Raw genomic sequence first — 15,173 nt, 5'->3', positions numbered from 1 at the left:
AAGTATTAAGCGAGCACTTGGTACCTAGCGCCTGACACTCGACTTCCAACCTGCCTTTATACGTATTTACCACAAATACTAAAAAAAACTTAAAGTTCTCTCATACGCGGCCGTTAATTGGATTGAAAGCAAACTACAGTCACTTTGACTGGTGCTTAATCAAAGACTTACGTCTTTACCGCATAGAGTGGAAAGGAGATTTACCATGGCACTTAGCATCAACACCAACGTTGCCTCTTTGAATGCCCAGCGCAACCTGCAAAAGTCGCAAGAAACATTGAACACCTCGCTGCAGCGCCTTTCTACTGGTCTGCGTATTAATAGCGCTAAAGACGATGCTGCCGGCCTGGCCATCTCTACTCGCTTTACCACCCAAATCAATGGTTTGAACCAAGCGGTTCGTAATGCCAACGACGGTATTTCACTGGCGCAAACTGGTGAAGCGGCGCTGGACGAAATTACCAACAACTTACAGCGTATTCGCGAGTTGTCAGTACAGTCTGCTAACGCGACTAACTCTAACTCTGACCGTGGTGCACTCGACGCGGAAGTACAGCAGCGTCTGGCTGAAATCGATCGGATCTCCTCACAGACCTCGTTCAACGGCCGCAAGATTCTGGATGGCTCCTTTGGTAATGCGGTGTTCCAGGTTGGCTCTAACGTTGGTGAGACTATTAGTCTTGATTTGACTGCAAGTACGCGCCTTAACTCTTTGGGAGCAACGGCAAGCGCAGTCTCTGGTGACTTAAGTGTTGTGATGGATGGAGATTCTGGTGATGCAGGTACAGCGACTGTATCGACCTTTAGCTCAGCTACTATAGAAGGGGATTATACCACCCCAGGAAGTTTGGCCTTCGATTTTGCTGGAGCAAGTTATTCAATTACTCTGGATAGTGCGGCTGAGGACGCTGCTAGTATTGAGACCAAGTTAAATGCTGCGCTATCAGGCTTTGCCACAGCTACTCGATCTGGCTCAGACTTTACTATTACTAGTGATGCGCCGGGCGCCCTTGCAGGGATGGAAAATGTCGTTTACACCGCTGGCGGCTCAGGTGGTACGGCTCCGGCGGCACCCGCTAATACCGTAGGTGATGCTGTTGTAGCGCCAACTGCAGCGACAGGTGTAACGGTCGCAGGTAACTTCAGTATCGCAATCGGTGATGCTGACGCGGTTGCAGTTGCTGATGGCACTTACGCTTCCACCGAAGATTTGGTGGCAGCGATCAACACTGCACTGGGTAGCAACGGTCTTGCTGAAGATAATGGTGATGGCACTTTCTCCATCTACGCTTCTGAGGCGATTACCTTTACTGGCGCTGCGGCGACAAGTGCAGGTCTGACTGACGCAGCAGTGTCCGGTAACTTGTCGTCTGCAGGTGTCACGACGGTAGCCGCTTCAAATGACATGATCCGCCGTGTTGACTCAGCTCTAACCGCAATCAGCGACCGTCGCAGCGACTTTGGTGCGATCCAAAACCGCTTCGAGTCTACCATTACTAACTTGCAGACCATCTCTGAAAACTTGGCGGCATCACGTGGTCGGATTTTGGACGCTGACTTTGCGGCTGAAACTGCCAACCTGACTAAGGCGCAGATTCTGCAGCAGGCAGGCACCGCGATCTTAGCCCAGGCCAATGCATTACCACAGGCCGCTCTGAGTCTGCTGCAGTAAGTCGCAGCCCGCTAGGACCCGCCATCCATTGGATGGCGGGAATTAACGGCCCAGACAGGGAGTTAACGGGAAAGACGACGGGGCCTAAAGGCTCTGTTCGTGTTTCTGGTATAACTGTTTGATAGGGTGAGTAGGTTACATTATGGATACGAGCTTATCATTACAAGCGCTAGCGCCAAGCTATGCCAAGCCAGCGTCACCGAGTGCGACGGCGGCAAATACTAACGCGGGCGCGGCAACGCAAGCTGGCGGCCGGTTTGTGCCGGTACCGGGCGGCAAATCTTTGCCGTCTACCTCGAATTCCTCGCAAGCGGCGCCCAGTCGCACTGCCCAAGATGCCGCAAAAGCACGGGGTGAAGAGACCAAACCGAGCAATGAGTTAAGCCGTTTGGCCATGGCTTTGGTGGCAGAATTTGACTCAACAAATAGTATAGAGAAAACATCGCAAGCAGTTGCCAAACTCAATGAAATCCTCAAGGACCGCGAGCGCGACCTCGAATTTTCGGTAGACGACACTACTGGTAGAACAATTTTAAAAGTCATTCACGCCGAGTCGGGTGAAGTTATACGGCAGATACCGCCAGAAGAATTATTGAATATTGCCCGTACTTTTATTGAAGGTACCGGCAGTTTGATTGAAGACCAGGCTTAATTGGCGCATAACGTGCATTGTCTGTGTTTGAATGGCTAAATCGTTCACGTTTTTGCGTGGCAAAGTAACAGCAGGCCATGGGTTTTGTAGGAGGTTAATGGCAGCCTTCGCAAATAATTCAGGCTAAGGCACCTCAGGTGCAGGAGACATTATGGCGTCGGTAACAGCATCGGGTGTTGGGTCAGGGCTGGATATCAATAGTATTGTCTCGCAATTGGTTCAGGCAGAACGCGCCCCTCAAGAAACCCGTCTCGCCTCCAAAGAAGCGCTTATTCAGGCGCGCTTATCTGCGTTCGGCTCGCTCAAATCATCATTGACGACCTTTCAAAACAGCCTCAGCGCCTTAAAAAATGTCGACACCTTTACCAAGCGTTCGGCGACCTCCTCAGATAATGCTGTTTTTACGGCAACCACAACAGCAGCGGCTGCCGCGGGTACATATTCGGTAAAAGTAGAGCAATTGGCGGCCAAACACACCATTGCGTCGCAAGCCTATACCGACAGCGCTACGGTGGTCGGCAGTGGGGTGCTGAGCTTTAGCCAGAACGGCGAAACGTTTTCAGTGACAGTTGCCGACGGTGAAGACTCCCTAACGGCAATCCGCGACGCGGTAAACAAGGCCGCTGATAATACCGGCGTAGCAGCGAGTATTGTCACCGATCAAGATGGCGCCCATTTGGTTTTTTCGTCTAGTAAAACGGGCGTGGCGAACAGTATACAAATCGACGTAACGCCGAGTGCAAGCGATACCGGTGATTTGAGCCAGTTGGCCTATGATCCTGCGCAAACTAGCCCAATGAGCCAGAAGGCTGAAGCTAAAGATTCTATTGTTGTTGTAGACGGTTTTACCCAAACCAGCGCCAATTTAAAGTTTGAGGGCATGCTGGAAGGGATCACCATTGATGTTAAAACGGCCAAGCCCGGTGAAAGTCTGAGTTTAACGGTAAAGCATGACACCGCCGCGGTTAAGAAAAGCATTGAAGGCTTCGTGACTGGCTACAATAGCTTGATCGCAACCCTGAATGATTTAACCGCCTATAATCCAGAGGCGAATACCGCTGGCTTATTGCAGGGTGATTCCGCAACCCGCAGCGTGGCGAATAGAATACGTCAGGAAATGGGCACCCTTGTTAGCGGTTTAGACGTGGACTTAGATTCCCTGGCAGAACTAGGGATAACCACGATAGAAAAGGGCAAGCTAAAGCTGGATGCTACTAAGCTGACGTCTGTGCTTGACGCTGATTTTGCCAATGTGGCGGGCGTGTTTGCCGGTGAAAATGGCTACGCCACCCGTTTAGATGCATTGATAGGCGATATTACCGCCGGTGGAGGCATTTTAGACAACCGCACCGCAGGTTTAAAACAGCAGGTAGAACGCATTGCCGATCAGCGTGAAACCTTAAATCGGCGGGTGGCATCAATTGAAGCGCGTTATTTGGCGCAGTTTTCGGCCTTAGATACCTTGCTGGGTCAATTGAACGCAACGGGTACCTTTTTAACTCAGCAGTTAGATAATTTACCGGGCTCAGTGTTTAAGAAGTAAGCGTGTTTTTATTGCGCCGCAAGTAGGTATTTTCCACCGTAAATGACTGTAAATAATACTAAAGAAAACCAGTGAAGAGCCGTCAATTAAGGTAGGCATACAGAGCTTACCAAGAGGAAGAAAAATGAGCTATTCAGCAGGTAGAGCGACCCAGGCATACGCATCCGTTGGCGCCCAATCTTCAGTAGCGGCGGCCAGTCCGCACCGCTTAATACAATTGTTAATGGATGGTGCATTAGATCGTTTGGCCGTGGCCAAGGGGCATATGCAGCGCAAAGATGTACAACCTAAAATTGTTGCTATAGATCGCATTATGTCAATTGTTGACGGCTTGCGGATGAGTCTCGATCACAGCGTAAATGCCGAAATGAGCGAGAATTTAGAGAATCTTTACGACTATATGAATCGTCGCTTACTGCTCGCCAATATCAATAATGATGAAGAAGCGCTCGACGAGGTTTCGTCACTACTGAAAGAGTTAAAAGAAGCTTGGGATGCCATTCCGAGTGAGGTAAGTGGTACGGAATCAAATGCTCGTTATCAGGCAGAGTTGGTATAGTATTTAAGTTGCATAATTTATTTTTCGTGCCGTAGCGGTTCGTAGAATAGCTTTCTTTGCTTTTGATCAATGTTGCTCGGATTGTGCTAGCCGGGCTATTTAACAGGTGATAAATGAGTATTGAAATACTGCGCAATGCCGAGGTGCTCGGCACGCGCGAGCGCGAACTTCGCGACATATTGCTGATGAGTGAAAATATTCAGCATCTCGCCGAGAGTAACGACTGGGCCGAAGCCGTTGCCCAGCAGTATCGTCGCCGCGCGTTAATGGATATTTTTTTTGCGAAGGACTGCGCGCCGTCGGAAAGCCAGCAAGTGGCTGAGGTCATTGAAGCAATTCTAAACATTGATCAGCAGGTGACGGATATTTTATACCTACAGCGTAGCAGTATGTTGACTGATGCTAATCTGTCTCGGAAAAACGTACGTAACGTTGACGTTTATTTGAGCCATAGCCTGTCATAGATAGCGCGTATAATCCCCTCCTTAGCCTTAGTGCGCGTTCGCCATTTGTGGGCTTTTCTTGTTTTCTGATCAAATTCTTGCGCCATCAATATCTTGGAAATAAGATTCTGACTGTATGGATTAGCGGTAGCGGGGTGTCTTTAAATTGCTAAGTTGGTTTTTAGTACCTAGGGCTTTCCCCTATACCCAAACGTAACCTGAATTCGGCATCATAGCGGCTAATTAATTTGATTATTTTGGTCGCCGGCTAAGTGCTAGCAATATTGCATTGCTATGTGCAACCCGAGCTTGAAAAAGGTTCTCGACTTAATGACCGCTTCAGCGCAGTTAAATAATAATGTGATTTCAAGTGGGTGTGATATCGCTGTTCCTCAGGCCATGGAGTCGGATGCTATGCAAGCACTTGATGCGCTTATTGATCAGGTAGCAGGCTTCAATACCTTGGTGCTTATTCGCGGTGAGTCCGGCAGTGGCAAAGAAGTTGTGGCCCGCCGGATCCATTCTGCGTCGTCACGTGAAGCCAAGCCCTTTGTGCCAGTGAATTGTGGTGCGATACCCGCAGATTTATTGGAAAGTGAACTTTTTGGTCATGAAAAGGGCGCCTTTACCGGTGCGGTAGCTACTCGTAAAGGCCGGTTTGAAATGGCCGAAGGCGGGACCTTATTCTTGGATGAGATCGGTGACATGAGTTTGCCGATGCAAGTTAAGCTATTACGGGTCTTGCAAGAGCGCAGTTTTGAACGCGTGGGCAGTAATCAAACCCAGCACTGTAATGTGCGAATTTTGGCGGCAACCCATCGTGATTTAGAAGCAATGGTTCGTGATGGTAGTTTTCGCGAAGATCTTTTTTATCGTTTGGATGTGTTTCCTATTGAAGTACCTGCGCTCCGTGAGCACGCCCAAGACGTCGCGGCCTTAATGGCCTTGTTCATGAAAAAACTAGAAGCTAAAGGTATGAAGCCCCCGAAGTTCGCCAGCAGTGCAATGCGAGCATTGCAGCAGTACGCTTGGCCCGGCAATGTGCGCGAGTTAGAAAATTTAATGGAGCGTTTGGCCATTACTCATGGGGCAAAGCTACTCCGGTCTCAAGATCTTCCTAAAAAATACCAGATGCTCGGGCTTGCCGAGAATGATGATGATACGAGTCGCGATGATCAGGATGCCTTGCTGTCGTCACTTGTCGCTTATCACGCTGACGACGATGAAGTTGTTCTTGATGTTACATCGAATCCAGGTCGTCCGCCCTTGCCAGATAACGGAATCGATCTAAAAGGCTATCTGCTCGAAATTGAACAGTGGTTTATCAGCGAGGCGCTGCGCAAGGAAGCCGGCGTTATCACTCGTGCTGCCCAGCTACTTGGCTTACAGCGAACTACGCTTGCCGAGAAAATGAAAAAACTTGGCGTGTCTTAGTTAAACTTTTTTTTGGTTCAGTGCTATATCAACTGCATTCGCTATCGCTCACATGGATCCCTGCCTGCGCAGGGATGACGCAGCCACGTAGTTTCCTTACGACTATTTCAAGGCTTTCGCCTGTGTGCAAACCTACCACGCAGCAATGACGCTGTAGCGGGTAAAATACCACAAACTCAGCCACAGAATTTATGCCAGTTAACGTATTGCGTATAGACTGCGCTACGTCTGCTAAGCACCCATACTGTTGCACCCAGTGCGGTGTCACCCCGACGAAATATGCTTACGACGTCACCCCTGCGAAGGCAGGGGTCTATCCCCGCCACGAAGTGCAGCTTAAGCACCAATACTGAAGCACATTCCTTGCGTTTGAATACTTGTTTACGTGGCGCTGAATTACAGGGGTTGTCGTGATTGCGACGATTTGCCTTTGATTTAGCGTCGCGCCTTTACCGTCAAGCTTTCAGCAATGCAGTCGGATGGCGTCGCCAAAAAAATGGCGAATTCGCCGTGTTGTTGTTTAACATGTTGTATTTATTGTATTTTTTTTGATGGCATATTGCTTGCTATGTCTAGGCTAAAGAGATTAATAGAGAGTTCGGGCATGATTAAAATTATCGATACCGGCCGCAAAGGTGAAAGCAATAAATCCCTAACATCTGAATACTATCGCGAACTTTGCCGTAGAGAATTGTTGAGTAGTGGGCAGCAGCTACATGCGGTGTTGGCCACGCTTCATAAGAATAAGCTTGCAGGTTTTGCCGAAGGAGATGTGCGTCATGTCTGAGTTGATAGTGGCCGATAGCGCCTCGCAGTCCCTTAAAACATTGGCATCCAGAGTGGCGATGACTGATGCAACGGTGTTGATTAGCGGCCAGAGTGGCGCGGGCAAAGAGGTGTATGCCCGCTATATTCACAATAACTCGCGCCGCAACAGCGGCCCTTTTGTGGCGTTGAATTGCGCTGCAATTCCAGAAAACATGCTTGAAGCGATGCTGTTTGGTTATGAGAAGGGCGCGTTTACCGGAGCGATTAATAGTCATGCGGGTAAATTTGAGCAGGCTCAAGGCGGCACTTTACTACTGGATGAGATTTCGGAGATGGAGCTTGGCTTACAGGCTAAGTTGCTACGCGTTCTTCAAGAGCGTGAGCTGGAACGCTTGGGTAGTCGTAAAACCCTGAATCTGGATGTGCGAGTGATTGCCACCAGTAACCGAGATTTACGCGAAGTGGTTAGAGCGGGAATGTTCCGCGAGGATTTGTTTTATCGTTTGAATGTATTTCCCTTACATATTCCAGAATTGGCCGCGCGGCGCGGTGACATATTGCCCCTAGCGCTGAGTTTTCTGGCGCGCGATAGCAGCATTCAATGCGTTGACGGAGTGTTAACTGAAGATGCCATTGAAAAGCTAATGCACTACCGCTGGCCTGGTAATGTTCGCGAGCTTGATAACGTTATTCAGCGCGCTTTAATTCTGCGGCAGAGTAATGAAATTACCGATCAAGATATTCAGTTTGAATCTGGAATGAGCTTTATCAACGATCAAGTGTACAGCGCGGACACGCCGATGCGTCGTGCAGATGACGGTGACGTGGGCAGTGGTCGAGTCTTGGATGGGTTTATGCGCGACCAGGAGCGTCGGCTTATTAGTGACGCCTTGCGCTTAGGACGATCTAAAAAAGAAGCTGCAGAAATTCTAGGTATTAGCCCCCGCACATTGCGCTATAAATTGGCGCGTTTGCGTGAACAAAGTTACCTGATGGGTTAAGGAGATAGACCATGTCAGATATGAAGGTTGATCAAATACTCACTCAGATTCGCGCCTTGCGGGAACAGACCGGCGTTGCGAAGTCGGGCATGGTGGAGGCAGACAGTTTCGCCGTTAATGCGCCCTCTAATGTTAATTTTGGGGCGATGCTTAAAGAGTCTATTAACGCGGTTAACAGTACTCAAAAAGCCTCAGGAGCGCTGGCTGCGGCGTTTGAGGCCGGTGCTAAGGATGTTAGCTTGACCGAAGTAATGGTAAATATGCAAAAGTCGGAAGTGGCTTTTAAGGCCGTCGTTGAAGTTCGTAATAAGTTTGTTGATGCTTACCAAGAAGTCATGCGGATGTCGATGTAATGCCTTTGCTGGTAGGAATGGTAATGAGAAATATTATACTGACGGTGGGCTATCAACATGGCTGAAGCTAAAAACAATCCGCTGACGGGTTTACTCGCTGATTTGGCGAAAAATGATGTAATGCGTCAGCTGTTGATATTGGTGGGCATTGCCGCCAGCGTGGCTATTGGTGTGGCTGCCGTAATGTGGTCCCAAGGTACGGATTACCGCACCTTATACGCGAATGTTGCGCCTGAGCGAGCAGCGGGCGTGATTGATGCTCTCAATGCTGCGGGTATTCCTTATAAAATTCAGGAGCCAACTGGCTCTATTATGGTTCCCTCTGAAAAAATTCATGACGCGCGAATTAAATTGGCAGGCCAAGGTGTTATGCGTGATGGCACGGGAATGGCAATTCTGGAGCAAGAGCAGGGTTTTGGTGTTAGTGAGTTTATGCAGTCTAAGAAGTATCACTACGCGCTAGAGCAAGAATTGGCGAGCACCATTGAGAGTATGCATCAGGTGCGAAAGGCGCGGGTGCATTTGGCTATTCCAAAACAGTCGGTGTTTGTGCGTGATCGTAAACCGGCCAGCGCCTCGATTATGCTAGATATTTACCCCGGTAGCAGTATTGATAAGCAGAACGTCAATGCCATCATGAATTTGGTGGCTTCAAGTATTACCGGTTTGGCGCCCGAACAAGTGACGGTGGTTGACCAGCAAGGTAATCAACTGTCTGAGCAGGGCGATAAAGATGATTTGGGTTTAAGTTCTCGGCAGTTTAGTTACCGTCAGCGAATTGAACGCGCCTATGAGGACAGTATTGAAGATTTGTTGAGACCACTCGCTGACGCCGGGCAAGTAAGAGTGAAGGTGTCTGCCGATGTGGATTTTTCCACTGGCGAAGAAAGCCGCGAAAGCTGGAACCCAGATCGCCAGGTTGTGCGCAGTGAGCAAATTAATGAACAGGGGCGCAGTGCTGCGGGTAACGCGGGCGCTAAAGGTATTCCGGGGGCACTGACGAATGAGCCACCGAGCATTGGTGGCCAGGGAGCTGGCGACAATGATGGCGTTGGAACTGGCAGTCGCTCAATAGTGCGCAATTATGAAATTGAGCGGGTTTTAAATCATACAACAACCCCAACAGGTTTGATTAAAAAACTCTCGGTAGCCGTTGTGGTAGCGAATCGCGCGGGCCCTAGCGAAGGCGGACAAGCGACCTCGGTAGAAATTAGCGCGGCTGAGCTAGAAAAGTTAAACCTCCTGGTGAGGGATGCGATTGGCTTTGACCTTGAGCGGGGCGATCGGGTGACGGTGGTGTCAGCAGATTTTCAAACGCCGGTCGGTTTTGGTGAAGAAATGAGTGCCCCCGGATTTTGGGAACAGCCCTGGTTTGCCAATTTAATTCGCCAAACCTTTGCGGGGCTGGCGGTATTGTTAATTGTATTTGCCGTGCTGCGGCCAGGTATGCGAACCCTGATGCAAGGTGGCGGTGCCGCGCGCGGGGTCAGTGGCGCACTCCCGCCCGGTAGCGCGGTAGACAGTGTTACTGGCGAAGTTTTGCACCCCGCTGTAGCGGCGCTGGGCGGCCCGCAAATGACGCCTGCCCAGTTAGGTGGAAAAATGGGTTTTGAAGAGAAAATGACCGAAGTGCGCTCGGTGGTGAATGAAAGCCCGGAGCGCGTGGCGCAAGTAATGAAAAAATGGGTGTCGGAAGAAAATGGTAAATCCTAATATGGCAGCAGGTGCGGGCGGTAAGGGCAGCGAAAAAGCGGCCTTGTTTTTATTGATGCTGGGCGAAGAGCAGGCATCTAAAGTGCTGCAATTTGTTGACCCCCATGAAGTAGAACTTATTGGCACGGCGATGGCTGCGATTCGCAGTGTGGACAATCAGCGCGCCGAGGCGGTGGTCGATGATTTTAGAATGTCGATGCAGTCGGAGACGTCGCTTGGGGTTGGTGTGCACGGCTATGTGCGCAAATTATTTACCTCGACGCTCGGTGAGCAAAAGGGCGCGACCTTGGCCGATCGGGTATTGGGTGACGAAGAGTCACAGGAGATGAATTCCCTGCGCTGGTTGGAACCCGACGCCCTGCTACATATGTTGAAGGATGAACACCCACAGTTGATTGCCATCACCATGGCGCATATGGACCAGGAGCAGGCAGGGGCTTTGCTGAAGCAAATGGCGCCGGATTTACAAGATGATATTGTGATGCGCATTGCCAATATGCAGACTATTCCGCAAGCGGCCATGCGTCAGTTACAAGCGGTATTAAAGAAAAAGCTCTCGGTTACGGCAACCTTCAAAAACCGCAAAATTGATGGTGCGCTGACCGTAGCCGGGATTATGAATGGCTTAGACCCTGAAGCGGAAACACGCATCTTGGAGTCGGTTGCGAAAAAGAATGAGGCATTGTCTGAGAAAATACAGGACCTCATGTTCTTGTTTAGTAACTTGATTAATATTCCTGACAAGGGCATTCAATTATTACTCCGAGAGGTCAGCTCCGATATTTTACCCATGGCCTTAAAAGGGGCCGACCAAAAAGTCCGCGATAAGATTATGGGCAATATGTCTAAACGCGCTAGAGAGATGTTAATTGAAGACATGGATGCGCGCGGGCCCATGAAGTTGAGCGATGTTGAGGCTGCCCAGAAAGACATTTTGGCTGTCGCCAGAAAATTGGCGGAGGCGGGCCAGATCGATTTGGGGCGCGGTGGTAATGACGATTATGTGTGAATTAGCAGCGCTGTCTAACCGCAACTTACCAAACTAAGAGGCTGCTATGGCGGATGTGTTTCAGGTATTTGTGCCTCGGGTCGTCGATGCAGAAGTAGACGATCTTCTACCCGCAGCGGTAGATTCTACTGAAGCCTCGGTGGCGCATAGGCCTTGGCAGCTACCCGATATGTCAGTAATGGCTTCGCCAGTGTCGAATGCCGGCGCAATACCTGAGCGCGTTCAAACGATTGCGGCGGATCAGTCTAATCCTACCGACACTTTTGAAGCGCAGCGTAAGCAAGCCTATGATCAGGGATTTCAGCAGGGCTTGGCTGGGGGGCAGCAGGAATCTAGGCGTTTGCTGGCTGAGCAGAGTCAGCAATTACAGCTGGCGTTGGCGGCGTTACGGGAGCCGTTGAAGTGGGTTGATAGTGAGCTTGAACGCGAGTTGTTTTTAATGACGCTGGCAATATCAAAACAATTATTGCGCCACGAATTAAGCCTGCGACCTGAGCTTATTGAAAACCTTATTCATAAAGCAGTGTCAGCGCTGCCCCTGAGTAATAGTGGCTTTGATATCAGTCTAAATCCAGCCGATGCCGACGTGCTGCGCAACTTGCACACTGAGCGCGACGAACAGTTAGACCCCGCCTGGCGGTTAATTGAAGACTCGGCAATTAGTCGCGGTGGATGCCGAATTAACAGCGATCAGTCAAGAATAGATGAAGAGCTGGAAACGCGTATTCAGCATGTTGTAGCCGAAATGCTGGGCGAGACAATGGTGCCTCAGCGTGACGCTGACAATATTGAGCATGGGGTTTGAGCGGTGATAAATGATCCCAGTGCACAAATACAACAGCGTTTTGCCCTCTACCGGCAGCGCCTTAGCGGTGGAGAAAGGCTCACGGTAGAGGGGCAGCTGAAGCGAGTGGTGGGTACCATGCTGGAAGCGGTTGGCTGCAAAGCGCCGGTAGGGGGCTATTGCCTAGTTGAGGCCGCAGATGGCGATTGGTTAGAAACCGAAGTCGTTGGCTTTGCCGCCGATAAAATTCTGCTTATGCCCACCGGTGAGCTGCGCGGCGTAATGCCCAATGCCAGAGTTATTCCCATTGCCAAGGGCTCAGACTTCCCCGTGGGTGACGAGTTATTAGGCCGGGTGCTCGATGGCGCGGCCAAGCCACTGGACGGCAAAGGTCCTTTGCATTGCAAGCAAACTCGCTCGATCAATGGCACGCCGATTAACCCCCTGTTGCGCCAGCCTATTCGCGAGCCTTTGGACGTAGGGGTGCGCTCAATTAACTCACTCCTAACGGTGGGGCGCGGGCAGCGTCTAGGTTTATTTGCCGGTAGCGGCGTAGGTAAAAGCGTGTTGCTGGGCATGATGACCCGCTTCACCGAGGCCGATGTGGTGGTGGTGGCCTTGATTGGTGAGCGGGGCCGCGAGGTAAAGGAGTTTATTGACAGCATTCTTGGCACTGAAGACATGAAACGTGCGGTGGTTATTGCAACCCCTGCAGATCATCCGCCGCTGATGCGTATGAGAGGGGCTTGGCTGGCAACATCGATCGCGGAGCATTTTCGTGACCAGGGTAAGCAAGTGTTATTACTTATGGATTCGTTAACCCGATTCGCCCAAGCTCAACGTGAGGTGGCCTTGGCCACGGGTGAGCCACCTGCGACAAAGGGCTATCCGCCGTCAGTTTTTGCCCGCTTGCCGGCGCTAGTCGAACGCGCGGGTAATGGCGCGGTTGGTGGCGGCTCAATAACGGCGTTTTATACCGTGTTGGCCGAGGGTGATGACCAAAACGACCCCATAGTGGATTCAGCCCGAGCGATTCTAGACGGTCATATTGTGCTGTCGCGGGCGCTGGCTGATGCCGGGCATTTCCCCGCCATTGATGTTGAGCGTTCGGTAAGTCGAGCTATGAATGATATTACGGATAAGAGTCACCAAGATCAGGTGCGCTATTTTCGGCAGATGTACTCGCTTTATCAGCAAAATCGCGACCTGATAACGATTGGTGCGTATCAGCGCGGCAGCGACGCTCGCTTAGATCATGCCGTTGGCTTGTGGCCAAATATGGTGAAATTTTTACAGCAGGCCTATGACGAAGCAGAGCCATTTGACAGCTCTCTAGATCAGCTCGGTTTGTTACTGGACGACGCATAAGCAAAGAGATGGCTAAATGAAAAAATCCCAGCGTATGCACACCGTGAATAGCTTGGCGGACCGAAAAGAACAGGAGCAGGCTAAGCGTTTTGCGAAAAGTCAAAAGCACTTTGATCACCAGCAAAAGAAATACGATGAGTTAAAACAGTATTATCGTGAATACGCTGACGCTAGCCAACATCACAGTGCGCAAAAACTGGATGTGCACCGTTTACAAGAAACCCGTCATTTTATGAGTAAGCTTGCTAAGGCAGTGGCTCAGCAGGGCGAGGCTGTCGCGCGCGCGGAAGCCAATGTCGCGACTGAACGTCAGCATTGGTTAGACAGTCGCTGTCGCGCAATGAGTTTAGAGAAACTCACTGATCGCTACCGCGAGCAGGAGCAGCAGCAAGTCAATACAGAAGAGCAGCGGCAAGCAGACGACCTAACGAGTCAACGCTTTGTTTGGTCGGCTCGACAAAATATGGATATGGCATAGGCCTTGCTCTAATTTTAGTATTGTCGGTTATAGCCTCGGGGCTGCCGAATCAGATTAATCTGTAAAGGTTACTTGTTATGCCGTCTAGCTCCCTTCCCGCGCTGAGTAGCAGCGAAGCAGTTCAGTCAGGGCGCGCCGCTGTGAAAGGGGCGAATACCAGTGATTCCACCTCGCAATTGCCCTTTAATCAATTACTTGCCGGAAATATGGGCAAGGCCAGTCATCTTCATACCGACACCGACACACCAAGCGATGCCGATGCTTTGGGTCTGTTAAATGAAGAAGCTGGTGATGGTTTAAATGTCTTAGCGCAGAATCTTGCGAGCGGCAAAGACTTGCCGCTAGTGGGCACAGATTTGCCGCTCACCTCGCCTGTCAGTGCCGCTAGCATCGCGCTCGCGGGGGGCGCAGACGGTTTAGATGCTGAACACAGCGTAGTGGGCTGGCAGCAGGTGCAAATCGACTGGTCGCGAACTCAGCTGGGCGCAGCGATGAGCATTGACGACAACAACGCACTGAGCGGCGGTAATCGCGGTCAACAGGCGGTAGACCAGCTTCTCTTACAGCAAGCAAAACTCCTGCAGAGCGAAAATCAGGGTAAAGCGCCAATGTTACTGGCCGCGACTCAGCCTGCGCTAACACCCCAAACAACTGGCTTTGCGGCGGCGCTGCAGGGTGCAGTTGCGGTGGGTGAGGGGCTAATGCAAAGCAAAGGTCAAAAGGTAGAAAACCTTAACGTGGACGTCGAGTTTGGTGAGTTGGCGGCGACGTCGCAACTTAAAGACAGCTTAAATAGCGCGAGTGGTAATGTATCGCGTGCGCCGGTCGCATTGACCATGAGTCAGAGCTTGGTTGACAACCCTAGTTGGGGGCAAGCTATGGCGGCGCGGATTGGTATGATGATGAATAACGGTGTTCACACCGCAACCATGCAGTTGAATCCAGCAGAGCTGGGCAGTATCCACATTCAGCTATCTATGCAGGGCGACAGCACCTCGGTGCAGTTTCAAACGCAGAATGGTGATACCAGTGATTTAATTGAAAAAATGCTGCCGCGCTTAAATAGCAGCCTTGAGCAGCAAGGCTTGCGCTTGGATGAGGTAAAAGTTAGTCACAACCCAAATCTTGGCAACGGCGCTGCAGCCAATAGCAATCAACAATTTGCCGGTGAGTCAGCTGGTCAGCGCGATTTAAACGGCCGTGCGGCGAATGCCGACCTAGCGAGTAGTGATAAGCGCGATGATGAGTTAGGCAATCAAGCTGACGTCTTAGCTGCCAGTGACGGTAGGCTTGCGGTTGATTATTACGCCTAGCGCAAAGCGTTTAGTGTTGCGCAATTTAAGGGGGCCTTGTCATGGGTTTTCCTCCCGCCAATGAACCTGTTGACGAAAATCTT

General features: G+C 50.6%; 15 protein-coding genes. All 15 read left to right on the top strand.

Annotation, left to right across the window (positions count from 1 at the left end; translation table 11 throughout):
• Positions 1-205: 205 nt before the first annotated feature.
• Positions 206-1,672: a flagellin N-terminal helical domain-containing protein gene (locus HNQ57_RS01250; protein WP_184460812.1), complete on the top strand. Its 1,467-nt coding sequence runs from the start codon at positions 206-208 to the stop codon at positions 1,670-1,672.
• A 142-nt stretch (positions 1,673-1,814) separates the two neighbouring features.
• Entirely contained in the window at positions 1,815-2,324 is a 510-nt protein-coding gene (locus tag HNQ57_RS01245) for a flagellar protein FlaG (RefSeq protein WP_008249191.1), read from the top strand.
• A gap of 151 nt (positions 2,325-2,475) precedes the next feature.
• Entirely contained in the window at positions 2,476-3,867 is a 1,392-nt protein-coding gene (fliD, locus tag HNQ57_RS01240) for a flagellar filament capping protein FliD (protein ID WP_184460811.1), read from the top strand.
• A gap of 124 nt (positions 3,868-3,991) precedes the next feature.
• Complete coding sequence (fliS, locus tag HNQ57_RS01235) at positions 3,992-4,426, top strand: flagellar export chaperone FliS (protein WP_184460810.1); 435 nt, start codon at positions 3,992-3,994, stop codon at positions 4,424-4,426.
• 113 nt (positions 4,427-4,539) lie between these two features.
• Entirely contained in the window at positions 4,540-4,890 is a 351-nt protein-coding gene (locus HNQ57_RS01230) for a flagellar protein FliT (protein ID WP_184460809.1), read from the top strand.
• A 309-nt stretch (positions 4,891-5,199) separates the two neighbouring features.
• Entirely contained in the window at positions 5,200-6,303 is a 1,104-nt protein-coding gene (locus HNQ57_RS01225; protein WP_226968256.1) for a sigma-54 interaction domain-containing protein, read from the top strand.
• Positions 6,304-6,907: 604 nt separating this feature from the next.
• The gene (locus HNQ57_RS01220) at positions 6,908-7,090 is read left to right on the top strand and encodes a hypothetical protein (RefSeq protein ID WP_184460808.1); all 183 of its coding nucleotides are present in this window, start codon (positions 6,908-6,910) and stop codon (positions 7,088-7,090) included.
• The gene (locus HNQ57_RS01215; protein ID WP_184460807.1) at positions 7,083-8,072 is read left to right on the top strand and encodes a sigma-54 interaction domain-containing protein; all 990 of its coding nucleotides are present in this window, start codon (positions 7,083-7,085) and stop codon (positions 8,070-8,072) included. The genes HNQ57_RS01220 and HNQ57_RS01215 overlap by 8 nt, the downstream gene beginning before the upstream one ends.
• A gap of 11 nt (positions 8,073-8,083) precedes the next feature.
• Positions 8,084-8,425, top strand: coding sequence for a flagellar hook-basal body complex protein FliE (gene fliE / locus HNQ57_RS01210; protein ID WP_008249201.1), 342 nt, complete (start codon positions 8,084-8,086; stop codon positions 8,423-8,425).
• Between the two features lie 57 nt (positions 8,426-8,482).
• Positions 8,483-10,138, top strand: coding sequence for a flagellar basal-body MS-ring/collar protein FliF (gene fliF, locus HNQ57_RS01205; RefSeq protein ID WP_184460806.1), 1,656 nt, complete (start codon positions 8,483-8,485; stop codon positions 10,136-10,138).
• Position 10,139: 1 nt separating this feature from the next.
• Positions 10,140-11,147, top strand: coding sequence for a flagellar motor switch protein FliG (gene fliG, locus HNQ57_RS01200; protein ID WP_184460805.1), 1,008 nt, complete (start codon positions 10,140-10,142; stop codon positions 11,145-11,147).
• Between the two features lie 46 nt (positions 11,148-11,193).
• The gene (locus HNQ57_RS01195; RefSeq protein ID WP_184460804.1) at positions 11,194-11,952 is read left to right on the top strand and encodes a FliH/SctL family protein; all 759 of its coding nucleotides are present in this window, start codon (positions 11,194-11,196) and stop codon (positions 11,950-11,952) included.
• Between the two features lie 3 nt (positions 11,953-11,955).
• Complete coding sequence (fliI, locus tag HNQ57_RS01190; protein WP_184460803.1) at positions 11,956-13,299, top strand: flagellar protein export ATPase FliI; 1,344 nt, start codon at positions 11,956-11,958, stop codon at positions 13,297-13,299.
• A 16-nt stretch (positions 13,300-13,315) separates the two neighbouring features.
• A complete protein-coding gene (gene fliJ, locus HNQ57_RS01185) occupies positions 13,316-13,777 on the top strand; it encodes a flagellar export protein FliJ (protein ID WP_184460802.1) in 462 nt (153 codons plus the stop codon).
• Positions 13,778-13,854: 77 nt separating this feature from the next.
• Positions 13,855-15,090, top strand: coding sequence for a flagellar hook-length control protein FliK (locus HNQ57_RS01180; RefSeq protein ID WP_184460801.1), 1,236 nt, complete (start codon positions 13,855-13,857; stop codon positions 15,088-15,090).
• Positions 15,091-15,173 lie beyond the last annotated feature (83 nt).

This window comes from Zhongshania antarctica (genome assembly GCF_014202945.1).
Classification (GTDB): domain Bacteria; phylum Pseudomonadota; class Gammaproteobacteria; order Pseudomonadales; family Spongiibacteraceae; genus Spongiibacter; species Spongiibacter antarcticus.
This window is presented reverse-complemented; position numbering and strand designations above follow the sequence as displayed.

Coding starts and splice junctions, on each gene's coding strand:
- fliS (WP_184460810.1), top strand. CDS start 3,992: ATGAGCTATTCAGCAGGTAGAGCGACCCAGGCATACGCATCCGTTGGC.
- HNQ57_RS01250 (WP_184460812.1), top strand. CDS start 206: ATGGCACTTAGCATCAACACCAACGTTGCCTCTTTGAATGCCCAGCGC.
- fliE (WP_008249201.1), top strand. CDS start 8,084: ATGTCAGATATGAAGGTTGATCAAATACTCACTCAGATTCGCGCCTTG.
- fliD (WP_184460811.1), top strand. CDS start 2,476: ATGGCGTCGGTAACAGCATCGGGTGTTGGGTCAGGGCTGGATATCAAT.
- HNQ57_RS01180 (WP_184460801.1), top strand. CDS start 13,855: ATGCCGTCTAGCTCCCTTCCCGCGCTGAGTAGCAGCGAAGCAGTTCAG.
- fliJ (WP_184460802.1), top strand. CDS start 13,316: ATGAAAAAATCCCAGCGTATGCACACCGTGAATAGCTTGGCGGACCGA.
- HNQ57_RS01195 (WP_184460804.1), top strand. CDS start 11,194: ATGGCGGATGTGTTTCAGGTATTTGTGCCTCGGGTCGTCGATGCAGAA.
- HNQ57_RS01220 (WP_184460808.1), top strand. CDS start 6,908: ATGATTAAAATTATCGATACCGGCCGCAAAGGTGAAAGCAATAAATCC.
- fliF (WP_184460806.1), top strand. CDS start 8,483: ATGGCTGAAGCTAAAAACAATCCGCTGACGGGTTTACTCGCTGATTTG.
- fliG (WP_184460805.1), top strand. CDS start 10,140: ATGGCAGCAGGTGCGGGCGGTAAGGGCAGCGAAAAAGCGGCCTTGTTT.
- HNQ57_RS01215 (WP_184460807.1), top strand. CDS start 7,083: ATGTCTGAGTTGATAGTGGCCGATAGCGCCTCGCAGTCCCTTAAAACA.
- HNQ57_RS01230 (WP_184460809.1), top strand. CDS start 4,540: ATGAGTATTGAAATACTGCGCAATGCCGAGGTGCTCGGCACGCGCGAG.
- HNQ57_RS01245 (WP_008249191.1), top strand. CDS start 1,815: ATGGATACGAGCTTATCATTACAAGCGCTAGCGCCAAGCTATGCCAAG.
- HNQ57_RS01225 (WP_226968256.1), top strand. CDS start 5,200: ATGACCGCTTCAGCGCAGTTAAATAATAATGTGATTTCAAGTGGGTGT.